This window comes from Chitinophaga agri (genome assembly GCF_010093065.1).
Taxonomy (GTDB): Bacteria; Bacteroidota; Bacteroidia; order Chitinophagales; family Chitinophagaceae; genus Chitinophaga; species Chitinophaga agri.
Window position 1 is genome coordinate 3778526 of sequence record NZ_CP048113.1, and the last position, 15424, is coordinate 3793949.

Consider the following 15424-nt stretch of genomic DNA (forward strand, 5'->3'; position numbering starts at 1 on the left):
GACATACTCATAAACATGTTTTATTAGCACAGATATAAATAAATGTAAAATGAGAACCACCATCATTTTAGTAATTGTCATGGCAGCTATATGGCTGCAAAGCTGTAAATCCTCGTCCGGGTCTGTACCCAGTAGCTTGACTGGGCCGAAGAATGATTCTAATACAATTATTTGTTTACCGGGCAGCAGTAAATTAGATATTGCGGCAATTGAACGTATCACTGGCATGAAAGGAGCAGAGAAAAATGGGGAATATAAAATAACTATTCCTCAGAACGATCTGCAGGTTGTTGTAGATGGTTTCCGGATCATTCCGCCAATGGGTCTTGGCAGCTGGGCATGTTTCGTTCCCTGCCGAGATAGCGTCATGGTCATGGGAGATATAGTGCTGACAGAAACAGATCTTTTTGCGGTACAGGAAGAGGTGATCAGGCAGGGCTTCACTGTCACAGGGATACATAACCATTTTGTTCGCAATCATCCAAACGTCATGTACATGCATGTTGATGGTAAAGGATCGGTAACAGACATGGCAAAAGGGGTAAAAGCAATTTTTCAGCGGGTCAAGATTGTTCGTGGGCATGATCCAAAGGAAGGGAAAGCCGATAGCGTTACTAACACTTTATCATTCGCTAAACTTGACGCGATACTCGGACAAAAGGGAGAGCTAAGTAAGGGGGTGTATAAATACACCATCGGTAGACCAGATGTGATGCTTCGGGAACATGGAATACCTATCAGTAGCTTTGCCGGATTCAATACCTGGGCTGCCTGGCAGGGAAGTGAAGACAAAGCTGCTGTTGCGGGAGACTTTGCAATGCTTGAAGATGAGGTTGAACCTGTAATAAACACACTTATCAAAAACGGGATTGAGGTCGTTGCTGTCCATAATCACATGGTGCATGAAAAACCTCATATTTTCTTTCTGCATTATTGGGGAATTGGCCCGGCCGAAAAACTGGCTATCGGACTGAAAAGCGCTATAGCCAAAACAGGAAAGGGAAAAATACATTAAATGTAGCCTATGTCCACACACTCTTATACTAATTACAGCCTGAAAAGTCTTGTACTTTATTTTTTAAAATTGGGCGCTATCGGATTTGGAGGTCCGGTAGCACTGGTAGGCTATATGCACCGGGATCTAGTAGAGAAAAGAAAATGGATAACAGAAGATGATTACCGCGAAGGTCTTGCCTTATCCCAACTAGCCCCCGGACCGCTTGCAGCACAACTGGGTATCTACATCGGCTTTGTACATTACAGATTACTGGGTGCGACATTGACAGGATTGGCTTTTGTGCTGCCATCATTTCTTATGGTGGTGCTATTAGGTGTTGCGTATGAATATTATCAGGGCATCCGTTGGATGCAGGCTGTCTTCTACGGAGTAGGCGCGGCTGTAATCGGTATCATCGCTATCAGTGCATACAAACTGACTAAAAAATCAATTGGTAAGGATTATTATTTGTGGTTTATATATCTTATAGCGGCTATCGTTACCATTATTACTGAAAACGAAAATATCTTGCTTTCTATTGGAAGTGGACTATTTTACTGGCTGGTTAAATCTTCTACTGGTTTGAAGCAACAAGCAAGTACAGTTACCCAGGCGATCTTCCCTGTATTAGCGCAGAGTACCGAAGCGGGACAGACCGATGTAACAATTCATACCAGCATACTATTGTTCTTTGCGAAAGCGGGCGCTTTTGTTTTTGGCAGTGGTCTTGCCATTGTGCCGTTCTTATACGGCGGTGTTGTAAAAGAATATGGCTGGTTAAATGAACAGGAATTTATGGATGCCGTGGCTGTTGCTATGATCACACCGGGGCCGGTAGTCATCACAGTTGGGTTCATAGGCTACCTTACGGCAGGGTTCTCCGGAGCAACAGTAGCAGCCTTCGCCACTTTTTTCCCCTGTTATCTTTTTACTGTGATACCAGCACCCTATTTTAGTAAATATGGTAAACGTCCAGGTTTAAAAGCCTTTGTGGATGGGATAACGGCAGCGGCAACTGGTGCGATCGCCGGGGCCGTTATTGTATTGGGACAGCGGAGCATTCAGGATATACCTACAGTGATTATTTGCCTCGGAGTGATAGCGAGTCTGGTATTTTTTAAGAAAATACAGGAACCACTCGTTATTTTAGTCGCTGCACTATTGGGTATTTTCTTGAAATCCGCAGGTTGATACCAGACTATATTGACAAAACCTGAGTCATATATCCCTAAATTGTCCTCGAACTTTAGTGATATTATTTTACCGTTATGCTGGTTGTATATTTACTATTTGCGATAAATTATCAATGATTTGGTTCGAGTTTATGATACTTGGGGTCACAAAATGGGATTTTTCGGTTGTAAACGGAAAATCCCATTTCTCTTTTTACGGCGATTGTCTACTGTAGTGGCTATCTGCTGAAAGATCTCATCAGCTGTCGCGGTTAGATAAATTTTATCTTCAAAAATCAATTTCTGCGGAAATAGCAAACCGGTGACTACCTTTTTCCCTTTTATAAATTAAGCTGGTGTAGTATTTAGCGAGTTTTTTCAATAAATCTGTGCAGTGGAAATTATAGCCTGACAGATTGTTGTCCAACTCTGCTGGTCCGGTTGACTTTTGGTCAATTCATTTATTTCTGCTTCATACTTGTCTTTTATTTCCTTGTAGTCTTCTACATCCATTTACTGATCCAGGCACATACGCAGGGCTTCTTTTAGTATTGCTTTGATTGTGTTGATCTCTTTTTAAATTTCATCCATCGCTTTCCGTTTATCGTTGATGGATAATTTACTGTTGTCTTCCAATATTTTAAAGACAGGTCTATCACCTCTTCATGCACGCTGATCATTTGTAATCCCTTTACAAATGCATCATTGGCGAATTCTGCGCTGAATCGTTTCTTACATCCTCTCATCCGTAGTATTTAAGAGTAGATAAATGCTGATTCTAAAGTTCGGGCAATAAAAACCAAAATCCAGAGAGCGAAATTCCTGGCATTTTAAAGGAACAACCTAATTGAGCGTTTTGCAGCCAAAATGAGGATCGTTGGGTCCACATGTTTAAGTGTTCTGGCGAAAAGACAACTTTTTCGATTGGTTTTCCTTATAAATTGTAGATGCCGAATGACGGCAAGCTGTGTTTACACGTGAATGCTTGCTCGCTCTTTACTATTCCTCTAACATCCTTAATCGGCAATGGATACCCTTTCCGGGTTTTGGCTATGCAATGCCCCGATTTGACTACGCCGGACAGCTGAAGACTGATGAACTTTGCCTATATCAAAATTCAAAATCAATAATAAATGAAACAGTCAAAAACACCCATCATCAGCTTTAGTCCGGTTGTATTACCAGTTCCTGGCCGTCACGTAGACCTTGAAATAAAAGTTTCTGCTCCAGCAAGCGGAAATAACCTGCCGGTCATCCTACTTTCGCACGGGCATGGCGCCTCTAATTTTCTATCTTCGTACAGAGGATATGGCCCTATTGTAGATTTTTTTGCCGCAGAAGGGTTTGTGGTCATTCAACCTACTCATCAAAATTCCAAAGCACTCGCACTTTCTTCATCCCTTCCAGAAGCACCCTTGTTTTGGAGTTCGCGGCCAGCGGATATGAAATTTATCCTTGATCATTTGGACGAAATTATTTCTACAGTACCAGGGTTAACCGGAAGAGTGGAAAAAGCAAAAGTTGCTGCCATTGGCCATTCTTTAGGCGGCCATACCGTTGCTATGCTTGCTGGCATGGAAGTGACGGATCCCTCAACAGGCAAAATAGTGAATTTAACAGAGCCACGAATAAAAGCTCCTGTGCTGATTGGCTTACCTGGCGGTCCTGAAGGATTGAACGGAGCAGCCAGACATCATTTTCCTGTATTGGCAGCTTCAGATTTCCGCACTATGGTATTACCAGCGCTGATAGTCAACGGGGACAAAGACAAAAATCTCATGTTCTCTGATTTGGACAATTGGCGTGCCGACGCTTATTATCAAAGTCCGGGCCCGAAGGATCTGCTGACCGTGTTTGGCGCTGAACACATCTTTGGTGGTATTTCAGGTTATGATGCCCTCGAGACGAGTGATGAAGATCCGGAGCGTGTTGCTTTTGTATGTAAAAGCATTCTTGCGTATATTCGGAGTACATTCGATCCAACCGATTTAAGTTGGGAACAAGCAAAGAAAAGCCTTAACGGCGTACAGGGCGCTTTAGGCAGCATTGAAAGCAAATTATAAACAGACAATATGAAGGATGAAATGTCTAACCACAGATTCAATTCTTTATCAAGGTTGCATAAGGCGCTGGATATGCCGGCGCCTATGCACCCATTGGTAAGTTTAATAAATAATGCAGAGGGGGCCATTCCACTGGAAAACCTTCCCAGCCCCCATATCTTAAGTTTTTATAAGATATCCTATAAGATGAACTTCCAGGGAAAGTTCAAATATGGACAGCATTATTACGATTTCGACGAAGGGGGAATGTTTTTTGTTTCGCCGAATCAAATCACAGGAGGCCACGCACCACTAAGTGATCAATCTGGTTATACTTTGCTTTTCCACCCGGATTTTTTACTGGGTTACGAACTCGCTAAAAAAATTAAAGAGTATGGCTTTTTCTCCTATTCGACTAATGAAGCGTTGCACTTATCGGAGAAAGAAAAAACCATGATCATTTATGTTTTTCAAAGTATTGAAGAAGAACTGAAAGGCAGAATTGATAATTTCAGCCAGGATGTTGTGATTTCTCATATTGAATTGCTGCTGAATTATGCCAACCGATTCTACAGCCGGCAATTCATCACCCGTAAGGCGGTAAGCACGAATTTACTTCAAAGGGTAGAAGACATTTTATGCACCCACTTCCAGTCACCACATGCACAAAAGCAGGGGCTTCCAACTGTCCAATTTCTTTCTGCGCAATTAAACGTCAGTGCCAGTTATTTAAGTGATATGCTGCGATCACTTACCGGGCAAAATGCACAACAACACATTCATAACCATCTGATTGAAAAAGCAAAGGAACAGTTATCGACAAGTGAGGCTTCGATAAGCGAAATAGCCTATGAATTAGGATTTGAACATCCCAATCCTTTAGTAAACTATTTAAGCTTAAAACCAGTATGTCGCCCTTGGATTTCAGACGTTCCTTCAATTAAAGCATATTCGAGTACAGTGCAACATTATTCTTAAGGTTAATTACGACTCATAGCATTTATTCCATCAAATCCCCTTCTCGACTGGGGATAAAAGGTTAAATCGTCGAAAGCGCACTTTTGTTTACGTGCACCTGCCGGCTGGAAATGATGTCCTAAGAATACAAAATTTATGCATAAATAATAACGACTAGCAATGGTGTATAAGCCTGCTTAGTATATTACCCCACATTGATATCCCGATCAATAATGAGGGTATATTTGAACCCAAGCCCTTCTCAGAGATTCCAAACTAGTAAGGTTCCGGTAGACAGCATCTTCGGCATGTAAGTCTGAGGGTTTATGTTTGCGTTGTTTAAATATGCCCTGTATGCAATCATCCAATAATTCCACGATACGTTCATTTACAATATCGGAGAAGAAGAATATCGCGATGCAATGGAGCCAGTCAAACGTAAAGATGCAAGTGTTTTGTGATAATCATGGAATCACGGTCTCCATGCTCAAGAACTGGAGGAAGCAGTTTGCCACTCCTGCAAAAGTTCCCAGACGAAAACATTTCATTCAGCTCACACCTTCTAAGGCGAGTATACCAGATATTGCACTTCCATTCGCGGAGGTGATATCTTTATCAGGTAACAGGATAATTTTTCATTCGGCGGTCAATACAGACATGCTAAAAGAGCTACTAAACAGTAAATAAATGCTGGCACTCTCGTCCTCATGCAGGTATTTTCTGTATACTCAGCCAATCATGATAAGTAGTAGCTTTTACAAACTGGCGGCTATTGTCAATCAACAGATGCATTTGGATCCTTTAACCGGGGATGTCTATATTTTCTTTAACCGCAGAGCTACACATATCAAGCTACTTCAATGGCAGCAAGATGGATTTGCGATTTATTACAAGCGGCTTGAGAAGGGAACATTTGAGATTCCCAAACCAGGTGGGGTACAGTCTTCGCTTACTTCTACACAATTGATGCTTATTCTGCAAGGCATTCAGATGGATAAAGTCCAGTACCGCAGGCGGTATTTTCGACAATCTGCCGATCATTAACATCGCGCTAACAAATAATTGATTTACATGTGATAACATTGCAATTGCAATGAGTACGTCAGCAGAAGATAATGATTACAAACAGCTCTATGAGTCTGCCATCAACAAGGTTGAGCAGCTGCAGCATGAATTGAATCAGCTCAAGAAGATGATTTTCGGAGTTCGTCAGGAGCGATTTATTCCCGCAGATAAGAATCAACTGGCACTCGATATTCCAACAGAACAATCTGCTGCTGTTTGCAACGTGTTAGATGCAAAGAAGGTGACTTATGTCAAAGTTGTAAAACAAGATGCGACTCAAGCCAGAGATAGCCGTCATACCATACCATCTCACTTACGAAGAGAAGATGTAATTATAGATCCAGACCATATACCAGCTGGTAGTAAACATATTGGCACCACTGAAACTGAAGTGCTGGAATACAAACCCGCTGAAATTTATGTAGTCCGTTACATCCGTAACAAGTACCTTCTCCCATCTGCGAATGAGACGTCGTCAAAAATTATTGTTGGACCTTTGCCAACATTACCAGTTGCAAAATCGATGATGGGGCCAGGCTTACTGGCTCAACTGGTTGTTGAGAAGATCTGCGATCATCTCCCCGTGCATCGCCAGCAACAACGTCTGGAAAGAGATGGCATAAAGCTACCATACTCAACGCTGAGTGATGGTTTTGCTAAGACAGCTGCGTTAATTACTCCTATATACAGAGCGCTGGTAACAGAAGTACTCAACGCTGACTATTTGCAGGCTGATGAGACATCGGTACCAGTGCTCGACAAGGATAAGAAAGGGAGCACTCATCGGGGTATTACTGGCTCTATCAGGATAGTATTAACAAGCTGCTTGTCTTTGATTATCAACCCGGGCGTGGCCGAGAAGGACCCGCAGAAATGCTGAAAGATTTTTATGGTACGCTGCAAACAGACGCTTACTCTGCATATAATAGCATCGTTGACACCAATAATATAACATTGATCCACTGTCTTGCTCATGCAAGAAGGTACTTCTCTGACGCTATTTACAGCGACCGAGAAAGAGCAGAATATGTATTGGAACAGTTACAGCTCGTCTATCAGATTGAACGCGATAGCAGGGCGTTAAATCACGACAATGAAAAACGAGCAGCTTCAAGACAGAAGCACTCCTTACCTATACTGAAGAAATTAGGAAGCTGGATGGAAGACCAATACAAGCAGGTACTTCCACAAAGCCCGATAGGAAAAGCCCTTGCCTATAGTATAAAACGCTGGGATAAACTCTGTGCCTTCGTGTATGATGGAAAGCTACATCCAGATAATAACGCGGCTGAGAGATCTATAAGAGCGACTTTTATAGGCCGAAAGAATTACCTCTTTGCCGGGAGCCATGAATCAGCAAAGCGAATTGCAATGCTCTACAGCCTGATCGGAACCTGTAAACTACATAACATTAATCCCAGCCTTTGGCTAAAGGACGTTTTAATGGTCATTAACGACCATCCCATCAACAGAATCAAAGAGCTCCTACCTCATATCTGGATCACGAAGCAAAAGTAACGCTCTCCAAAATCATTACATAGGTGCTGTCTACCGGATACTTACCCAAACTAGGCAGGCCCTGCATCAACTTAGTTCGCCGCGGCTGCGGTACAGAAAATAAAACGCTTTAAGTCTTTTGACTTGAAGCGTTTATTTTTTCAGCGAGTCAACACATATGATTCATTTTCAATCAGTAATAACACTCCAGTAACATCGTACCCCGCCGTTTTATTATTAAGCATCCCGGCACTAAAACAGTTATAATTTATCAACCGGGCAGGTCTTTCACAAGATTGATTGATTTTTAGAAGTATTGATTTGATTTTTTGTAGCAGGAGGGGGCTTCCGGCTAGTACTTTTGTATCACAAACAATGACAAAAAACAAAAAAACATACCATGAAAACGAAAGAACAAATCAGAACACTGGCACAACAAGCATTTAAAAATCACCTGGAATATTTATCTGCTGGGAGAATTACTGAATGGGTAGACTTGTTCACCAATGATGGTATACTGGAGTTTCCATATGGCCCTGCTGATTTCCCAACGCACGTAGAAGGAAAAAAGGCGCTTTATGACTATATGAAGAATTTCCCTGAACACTTTAAAGTACAATTCGAGAATCTTCATTTCCATGCCACAGAAGATCCTGCGCTCGTCATTGCCGAATTTACAAGCACCGGACATGCTGTTTCCACCGGCAAACCCTACAACCAGAAATACATCTCAGTAGTTACCACCAACGAGGATGGGGAGATCATTAAGTATGTGGATTTCTGGAACCCAATGGTAGCATTAGAATCTATTAATGCACCATTGGCCAGCTTTGTGGGCAATCAGGCATAAACCTATAACTGCTACAGCCGGCCGCAGGTGTATTACCAGCGGCTGGCAATTTTTTGTACTATTCTCTTCAATTAGTCTTCATGAAATATTTCCGTAATTTTACCTTTCTGAAAAGCATTTTTTTGAATCATAATCAGAAGAAGGAATTGAGTAAACCGGAGACAATAGAAGAATATTATGCAAGCCGTCCTTTTCTGTCTACTGCTGACGTACAGAAAAACGCTGCACATTTTAACGTCTTTCGCATTGGCGAACCTAATATTGAAGATATCAGCGTGCCCTTTGGTAAAAAGGACTATTACAAGATCTGTATCATTACAGGTAATAGTCGTATACACTATGCTGATAAAACGTTTGAGGTCCAGGAACACGGGCTCCTATTTGCCAATCCACAAATCCCTTATAATTGGGAACCTATATCATCCAGTCAACAGGGTTTCAGCTGTATATTTAATGAAGCGTACTTCAATCACTTTGGCAGGATAAAGGATTATCCTGTTTTCAAACCAGGTGGGTTCCCTGTCTATGAATTGACAACTCAAGAGTTGTCGACGATCAAAGCCATCTTTGAGCAAATTATGAATGAAAAGGAAGGAAGGTTTGAGTTCAGAGATGATGCGATAAGAACACATATCCTTCAAATGATTCACAGCGCTATAAAGATGCGGCCCGCCACCAATACCATTCCGGAAAAAGTAAATGCAGCCGGAAGGATCGCTTCACTGTTTCTGGAATTGCTGGAACGTCAGTTCCCGTTAGAAAACAGTTCTTCCGAAATTCAGCTGCGCTCTGCGTCAGATTTCGCTTCGCAAATGGCCGTTCACGTCAACCATCTGAACAAATCAGTGAAAGAAATCACCAATAAAACCACGTCGGAGATCATCATGCAACGTCTGTTGCAGGAAGCAAAGATATTGCTGAAACATACAACCTGGCCTATATCTGACATTGCCTATGCACTTGGCTTCGAAGGGCCAACGCACTTCAGTGGTTTTATTAAACGACAGCTACAGCTGTCTCCTTCTCAATACCGGAACACTTAATATACATGTTCGTCTTTGTTGTATAATGTTGATTCCAGTAAATTGCATTAACAGGGATCCTTCCAAATGAACAGATTCGAAGTGTAATCAGGTAAACCCATAACTCTGATCCGGATATGCAGGCTGTTTATCCGCTGAGGTTTAAATTCGTTAAACTTTGTACGATATTGTTATCCTAAAGCATTATCTATCCATGTCTTACTTCCTTTCACGCAACAACTTCAATTCAGCTCCTTTATCCAGCCGGATTAACAGGTCTTTAAAATTATACGCAACTTTTTTCACTTCGTCACTATCATCATGGTCCCATAAGACGATTGAATAATCATTCTCTTCAAAATGACCATTTACATCAAAACAAAGTAATCCCCAATCACTCCAGTCAGCAAACGGAATATACCCTCTTTCAATAAGTTCTTCGGTCGGCCATCCGTGGAAAATCATTTTATGCTGATGTTCCAGCCAAGTATGTACCGGATGACTGCAAAAGGATGCTTCCGAGATATGTAATTCGTAGAAATGCTTATGCCGTAAAAACGTCTTGTAATCTTCCGGCAACTTATGACCGAGCTGCACTTCAAAAGACTCGATATCGCGCGCTGTCACGGTGCTATCTATCGGGAACCAGGTCCCCCAGTCGTCTTGCGACGCATAAGCCGGATCAGTCATCTCAGCGGCTATCTCACCCGGATATTTATTGAACTCATTTTCTACTACTATTTTTAAATGAGCATCAATAATGCTTATGATCGTTTCTGCATTTGTCACTGAATAAAATTTTATAAGTTACTGAAATAAAGAGGACATCCTGTTATCACAACTATCAGGTGTAACAATCCCGCCTGTTGTTACAGTTCCGCCTTCTAAGCGCGATTGATAACACAATATTACCAAGCATATTGACAGCAGCTCCACCAACTACTTAATTCATGAACTAATCTATACTGAATGTACCCAAAGCTATAATAATTGTTTCGCAGCCCTTACATCTGGCACAAATTATAACTTTAGATCCAGCATAAAATAAGCATCATTAAACCCATGCGTTATGTCCAGGTTCACGATTAATTAATTTTTACTAGTCGCTTCACTGGCTATTGATTGCATTAAATCCAAGGAGACACCTGCACCTACTCCCTTCCTGTATGAGATACACGCTAACAGGCATCCTATCTCAATTAGATACAGGCCCTGAAAAGAAAGTCTTTTACTTCGGTAACACCCCTATCGCAGTATGAAATTACCAAATGTTTATTTTGTATTTCATTCTTACTAGCCTGTACCATTATTGGAAAAATGGCCTATATTCACAACGCAATTTTAGAAAGGCCGTAATCGGCATCCTGGTTGAACCCTAGCTACAATATTATATACACTCCAGTGATGAATAACTTTTACGTGTCAGCGTATGAAACCCATTATAGATTACCCTAAAGCTCATAGTTAACCATTTAAATAATCAATCAAATGAAGACAACTATTCTCTATCGTTACCTGATCATTCTGTCAGTCGTATCAGGCGTTTTGTTTTCCTGTAGTAAAAAAGATATTGCACCCACACCGGCTGAAACAGCCGAAAACAATCCGGTTTTAAACTACATCAAGAAACTGGGTTACAACGAAAGCCAGATCAGGGATCTGGGCGATGAATACCTCGTCGATGAAGACATCTTATTCAGTAAAACCGGCACTCCTGACCTTTCTGTATTTGATGCCCCCAAAACAGAACAATACGGCACCGCCAACTATGTAGGATACAGTGTACAGCCTAACATCCTGGTGTATGTAGATCCGTCAATGAGCGGCTATCAGAGTGAGATCAACAGTGCGATCACTATCTGGAACAGTGTTGCGAACTGCAGGGTTAAATTTAATTTAACGACATCATCTGCCGGTGCACATATCCGTATTGTAAACAGTAATCTTGGAACAGGTGTTTGCGGTGCGGCCTATTTCCCTGTGAATGGCCAGCCTGGTTCACTGGTAAGGATCAACATTAACCAGATATCAGGTAACTCCTTTGAACAGCGTACACGCACCATTGCGCATGAACTCGGACATTGTATTGGTTTCAGACATACTAACTGGCAGTCCGGCGAAGGTCGCTCCGGCACCCTGCCTGACAATGGCGCTTACTATGATGCCATCCATATCCTGGGTACACCAACCGGTGGCGATGCAAGCTCGCTCATGAACGCCGGTCAATGTGGCATTGGCGCTACCGTTCTTTCTAATTACGATATCCTGGCAGTACAGTTCCTGTATCCTGCACAGGCCCCTGTAGCGGGTAGTGTGCCTGTATTCAGATACTACTCAAGGTTCACCAATCAGGACTATTTCTACACGATTGATATTAATGAACTGGGTAATGGGTCCAATGGTGGATATATCTTTGAAGGTATTGCCTTTTATGCGTTCTCCAGCCAGGTAGCTAACTCTTCACCTGTATACCGCTGGTTGCGTTCAGGTAATGACCATTTCTGGACAATATCCGCCACAGAAATTCCAGGCTCCAGTACACTGGAAGGTGTGGCATTCTATGCATATACATCTCCAATCAACAATTCTGTACCAGTTATCAGGTACTTCAGTCCTTCATACGGCGATCACTTCTATACGAAGAATCCAAATGAGCTTTCATCTATACCTGGTTACAACCAGGAAGGTGTGGCCTGGTATGCTTATTAACAGGCATGATCGTTACAACAAAGCCGGCATTGATAATGCCGGCTTTGTTATATTCTTTTATCAGCCATCCACTCCCCTGCTGCCATATTATTCCCATATTGGCCTACTTATATAGCATATTATGTAAATCTCTTCCCTTCCTGCACACTTTTCGGTAGCCCAAGGCTGAATAACCGGACCATTTAGATCTTGGTCTCACTGGTAGTGAGAATATATTTTACTAGGCTTTAATATCTCTTTTCAAGGTTGTTTAGCCGATGCCCTGCATACGGTACTGCTTTTATATTATTATTGTGCTGCGGGAGCATGTAAATGGGGTGCAGATAGGAGGCACTGATCATGCTCACAGCCATAGTAGCAATGAATTATCATAAATCATTAAATAGCAGAAAGGAAGAATAGTTATGTTTTATATCAGTGAAGTAAAGAAAACGCCACCTGTAGCATTTAAAACTGCCCTACACGAAATGGTATACACCACGTTGCAACAATTTGGTGTACCATATGAACGTGTGGAAAATGATGAGGCGATCACCATGGAAGATTGCATCCTGATCGATCAGCAGCTAAAGATGAAAACAGTAAAAACACTGTTCCTCTGTAACCGGCAGCAAACTGCTTTTTATCTGCTGGTCACCACGGCAGACAAGCCATTTATTACAAAAGACTTCAGCAGTGCAATGGAAATTTCCCGGGTATCGTTCGCTCCGGCTGATCTGCTCCTGTCTATGTTAGGCACTGTAGTGGGTGCCGCTACCATATACGGTATACTGCTGGACAAGGAAAACAAGGTACAGGTCGTGATAGACCAGGATGTACTCGCTGAAGAATGGTATGGCTGCAGTGACAGTACCACAACCGGCTACATGAAAGTACCTACTAACTGGATCATGAACGACTTCCTCCGGTTTGCAGCACATACACCGAAATTCATTCAGCTGTAGTATAATCAGATAAATTAAGATCATACCTGACAACGCATTCTCTCCGGAGGATGCGTTGTTGTTATATCATTGCTGTCAATCCCGCTTCCTGACATTTATCATAAAAGACTTTTTTGTCTCTTATTAAGAATGTTATAGCTTTGCATTCATAAACAGCGCGTTCGTTTAATATAATAAAAGACAAAAAGGTATTAATATATTAAATAAGATGACCACAGAACAGAAAGATATTGTATTAGCGACCGTTCCTTTCCTCAAGGAAAACGGCGTACAGCTGACCACGCATTTCTACAACAGAATGTTTCAGCATCACCCGGAATTAAAGAACCTGTTCAACCTGGGCAACCAGCAGCAGGGGAAACAACAGCATGCCCTAGCAGGAGCCGTACTGGCCTATGCGGAAAATATCAATGACCCGTCCGTACTATTACCTGTAATAGACCGTATCGGGCAAAAACATACCAGCCTGGATATCAAACCTGAACAATACCAGATAGTAGGTGAACATCTGCTGGCCTCCATTGGAGAAATACTGGGAGACGCGGCCACTCCGGAGATCCTGGGTGCCTGGAAGGCTGCCTACATGCAGCTGGCAGGGGTCATGTCAGGCTATGAAACACGGTTATATCAGCTGAAACAGAACATTCCATATAGTTGGAATGGATGGCGCACATTTAAAGTTGGAAAACGTGTGATGGAATCTGATGAGATCTGCTCTTTCTACCTGTATCCCGCTGATGGTGGAAAAGTTCCTGCTCATCAACCCGGCCAATATATCAGCCTGAAAATGTTCCTGCCTGCAATCAATCTCACCCAGATCAGGCAATATAGCTTATCTGACACGCCCAATAATGACTACTTCCGTATCTCTGTGAAGAAAGAAAAGGGGGCCACTATTGATACCAATGGCATGATCAGCAATGCGCTGCACGACCAGGCACCCGAAGGCACTGAAGTGATGCTGACAGCGCCATCAGGTAATTTCATCATACCGGCGGACCTCCGTCAACCAGTCATGTTCATCAGTGGAGGCGTCGGTGTCACTCCTTTTGTGAGCATGCTGCAACACGTGCTGGTACAGGAAAATCCGGTACCGGTTACCTGGCTACATGGCTGCAGGAACAGCAGTGTACATGCTTTCAAAAACTTTATCAACACACAGGCACAGCAAAACGCTCAACTCAAACAACACATCTTCTATAATACGGCGACGGAAACTGAATTAGCTGAAGGCATTCATACCGGTCACCTGGACCTGCATAAACTAACAGATCTGTCGCATACCAGCGACACGCTGTACTACGTATGTGGTCCTGGTCCTTTCATTGAAAAACAGGTACGTGATCTGAAATCCTTAGGGGTGGATCACGGAAGAATATTCTTTGAAGAATTCGGTCCGCAGGTATTACACGCGAACTAACTGGGCATAAAAAAGCGGATATATCTCATGCGTGATATATCCGCTTTCAGTTACATTTCGTCAGCATTCTTACTAACATGCAGCGGTGTCATCACCAACCATGATCTCATCTGAATTGTTTAGGTCGCTGATGCTGCGCCGCCTGTATCGCTATTTCTTCGATCCGCCGCTGTCTTGTTTCAGGTAGCTTCGCCAATACCAGCCACTGCAACAACATCTTTTTAACCGACTTACTCAGTCCTGTGAAGTAGTCCTTCGCGCCCGGATGTGCCTTTAATGCTTTTTGCAGATCACGCGGTACTACCAGTGCCTCTACCTCATCTAATACTGACCAGGAGCCGTTTTCCTTCGCCACAGCAATACTCGCATGCCCCGCATCTGTCATTAACCCTGCAGCGATCAACTCTTCTACTTTATCTTTGTTGATCTTCGACCATACACTATTCTTCTTCCGGCGACTAAAAAACTGCATAAACTGATCTCCATTGAGAGGTTTCGCCTTACTATCTATCCATCCAAAACAAAGTGCTTCTGTCACGGCCTCACTCCAGGTGATAGTCGGCTTATCTGCTGATTTCTTGTAATATACCAGCCAGACTGATTGCTCCTTATCATGATGCTCCTGCAACCATGCGCGCCATTCCTGACGGCTTGCCGGACAAATAGTCGCTACCTCGTTCTTTTGCATAGTGATCGATTATAGACCTGTAAGGTAACAGACTATTGTGACAACCCTATGTCAGTAGAGA

General features: G+C 42.6%; 14 protein-coding genes and 1 pseudogene. 13 read left to right on the forward strand and 2 right to left on the reverse strand.

All coding sequences use genetic code 11. From position 1 onward, the window contains the following. Positions 1–79: 79 nt before the first annotated feature. The 10 genes and pseudogenes from GWR21_RS14985 to GWR21_RS15030 all read left to right on the forward strand — a co-directional run bounded on the left by GWR21_RS14985 (position 80) and on the right by GWR21_RS15030 (position 9623). Positions 80–1015 carry a DUF1259 domain-containing protein gene (locus tag GWR21_RS14985; protein WP_262888503.1) on the forward strand — a complete coding sequence of 312 codons (936 nt, stop codon included), beginning with the start codon at positions 80–82 and terminating at the stop codon, positions 1013–1015. 9 nt (positions 1016–1024) lie between these two features. Beyond that, on the forward strand, positions 1025–2188 hold the full coding sequence (locus GWR21_RS14990; protein ID WP_162332535.1) for a chromate transporter: 1164 nt from the start codon (positions 1025–1027) through the stop codon (positions 2186–2188). Positions 2189–3302: 1114 nt separating this feature from the next. Beyond that, a complete protein-coding gene (locus GWR21_RS14995) occupies positions 3303–4232 on the forward strand; it encodes an alpha/beta hydrolase family protein (protein ID WP_162332536.1) in 930 nt (309 codons plus the stop codon). 9 nt (positions 4233–4241) lie between these two features. Continuing rightward, a complete protein-coding gene (locus GWR21_RS15000) occupies positions 4242–5189 on the forward strand; it encodes a helix-turn-helix domain-containing protein (protein ID WP_317165865.1) in 948 nt (315 codons plus the stop codon). Positions 5190–5522: 333 nt separating this feature from the next. Next, positions 5523–5855 (forward strand): IS66 family insertion sequence element accessory protein TnpA, encoded by a 333-nt coding sequence (tnpA, locus tag GWR21_RS15005; RefSeq protein WP_162330025.1) that lies wholly within the window; start codon positions 5523–5525, stop codon positions 5853–5855. Then, positions 5856–6212 carry an IS66 family insertion sequence element accessory protein TnpB gene (gene tnpB / locus GWR21_RS15010; protein ID WP_262888451.1) on the forward strand — a complete coding sequence of 119 codons (357 nt, stop codon included), beginning with the start codon at positions 5856–5858 and terminating at the stop codon, positions 6210–6212. It begins immediately after the preceding gene. 49 nt (positions 6213–6261) lie between these two features. Continuing rightward, positions 6262–7619 (forward strand): annotated as a pseudogene (gene tnpC, locus GWR21_RS31555) (IS66 family transposase); the annotation flags it as partial. Next, a complete protein-coding gene (locus GWR21_RS31560) occupies positions 7605–7751 on the forward strand; it encodes a transposase domain-containing protein (RefSeq protein ID WP_238430425.1) in 147 nt (48 codons plus the stop codon). The pseudogene tnpC and the gene GWR21_RS31560, both read left to right, overlap by 15 nt. Positions 7752–8130: 379 nt before the next feature. Further along, on the forward strand, positions 8131–8580 hold the full coding sequence (locus GWR21_RS15025; RefSeq protein WP_162332538.1) for a nuclear transport factor 2 family protein: 450 nt from the start codon (positions 8131–8133) through the stop codon (positions 8578–8580). A 122-nt stretch (positions 8581–8702) separates the two neighbouring features. Continuing rightward, positions 8703–9623, forward strand: coding sequence for a helix-turn-helix domain-containing protein (locus tag GWR21_RS15030; protein ID WP_162332539.1), 921 nt, complete (start codon positions 8703–8705; stop codon positions 9621–9623). A gap of 198 nt (positions 9624–9821) precedes the next feature. On the opposite strand, the gene GWR21_RS15035 is transcribed toward GWR21_RS15030, so the two are convergent. After that, entirely contained in the window at positions 9822–10391 is a 570-nt protein-coding gene (locus GWR21_RS15035; RefSeq protein ID WP_162332540.1) for an SMI1/KNR4 family protein, read from the reverse strand. Between the two features lie 699 nt (positions 10392–11090). Between GWR21_RS15035 and GWR21_RS15040 the strand changes: the two genes are divergently transcribed. The 3 genes from GWR21_RS15040 to hmpA all read left to right on the forward strand — a co-directional run bounded on the left by GWR21_RS15040 (position 11091) and on the right by hmpA (position 14675). Beyond that, positions 11091–12311, forward strand: coding sequence for a M57 family metalloprotease (locus GWR21_RS15040; RefSeq protein ID WP_162332541.1), 1221 nt, complete (start codon positions 11091–11093; stop codon positions 12309–12311). A gap of 404 nt (positions 12312–12715) precedes the next feature. Further along, on the forward strand, positions 12716–13255 hold the full coding sequence (locus GWR21_RS15045; protein WP_162332542.1) for a prolyl-tRNA synthetase associated domain-containing protein: 540 nt from the start codon (positions 12716–12718) through the stop codon (positions 13253–13255). 208 nt (positions 13256–13463) lie between these two features. Beyond that, positions 13464–14675: an NO-inducible flavohemoprotein gene (gene hmpA, locus GWR21_RS15050; protein WP_162332543.1), complete on the forward strand. Its 1212-nt coding sequence runs from the start codon at positions 13464–13466 to the stop codon at positions 14673–14675. A gap of 106 nt (positions 14676–14781) precedes the next feature. Here hmpA and GWR21_RS15055 read toward each other — a convergent pair whose 3' ends face one another. Next, positions 14782–15363, reverse strand: a complete 582-nt coding sequence (locus GWR21_RS15055; RefSeq protein ID WP_162332544.1) for a YdeI/OmpD-associated family protein — start codon at positions 15361–15363, stop codon at positions 14782–14784. Positions 15364–15424: the final 61 nt, after the last annotated feature.

Excerpts from the sequence above, each read along its gene's own strand:
- tnpA (WP_162330025.1), top strand. The coding sequence starts at position 5,523 with ATGCAATCATCCAATAATTCCACGATACGTTCATTTACAATATCGGAG.
- GWR21_RS15000 (WP_317165865.1), top strand. The coding sequence starts at position 4,242 with ATGAAGGATGAAATGTCTAACCACAGATTCAATTCTTTATCAAGGTTG.
- tnpB (WP_262888451.1), top strand. The coding sequence starts at position 5,856 with ATGCTGGCACTCTCGTCCTCATGCAGGTATTTTCTGTATACTCAGCCA.
- GWR21_RS15045 (WP_162332542.1), top strand. The coding sequence starts at position 12,716 with ATGTTTTATATCAGTGAAGTAAAGAAAACGCCACCTGTAGCATTTAAA.
- GWR21_RS14985 (WP_262888503.1), top strand. The coding sequence starts at position 80 with ATGGCAGCTATATGGCTGCAAAGCTGTAAATCCTCGTCCGGGTCTGTA.
- GWR21_RS15040 (WP_162332541.1), top strand. The coding sequence starts at position 11,091 with ATGAAGACAACTATTCTCTATCGTTACCTGATCATTCTGTCAGTCGTA.
- GWR21_RS15055 (WP_162332544.1), bottom strand. The coding sequence starts at position 15,363 with ATGCAAAAGAACGAGGTAGCGACTATTTGTCCGGCAAGCCGTCAGGAA.
- GWR21_RS15025 (WP_162332538.1), top strand. The coding sequence starts at position 8,131 with ATGAAAACGAAAGAACAAATCAGAACACTGGCACAACAAGCATTTAAA.
- GWR21_RS31560 (WP_238430425.1), top strand. The coding sequence starts at position 7,605 with ATGCTCTACAGCCTGATCGGAACCTGTAAACTACATAACATTAATCCC.
- GWR21_RS14990 (WP_162332535.1), top strand. The coding sequence starts at position 1,025 with ATGTCCACACACTCTTATACTAATTACAGCCTGAAAAGTCTTGTACTT.
- GWR21_RS14995 (WP_162332536.1), top strand. The coding sequence starts at position 3,303 with ATGAAACAGTCAAAAACACCCATCATCAGCTTTAGTCCGGTTGTATTA.
- hmpA (WP_162332543.1), top strand. The coding sequence starts at position 13,464 with ATGACCACAGAACAGAAAGATATTGTATTAGCGACCGTTCCTTTCCTC.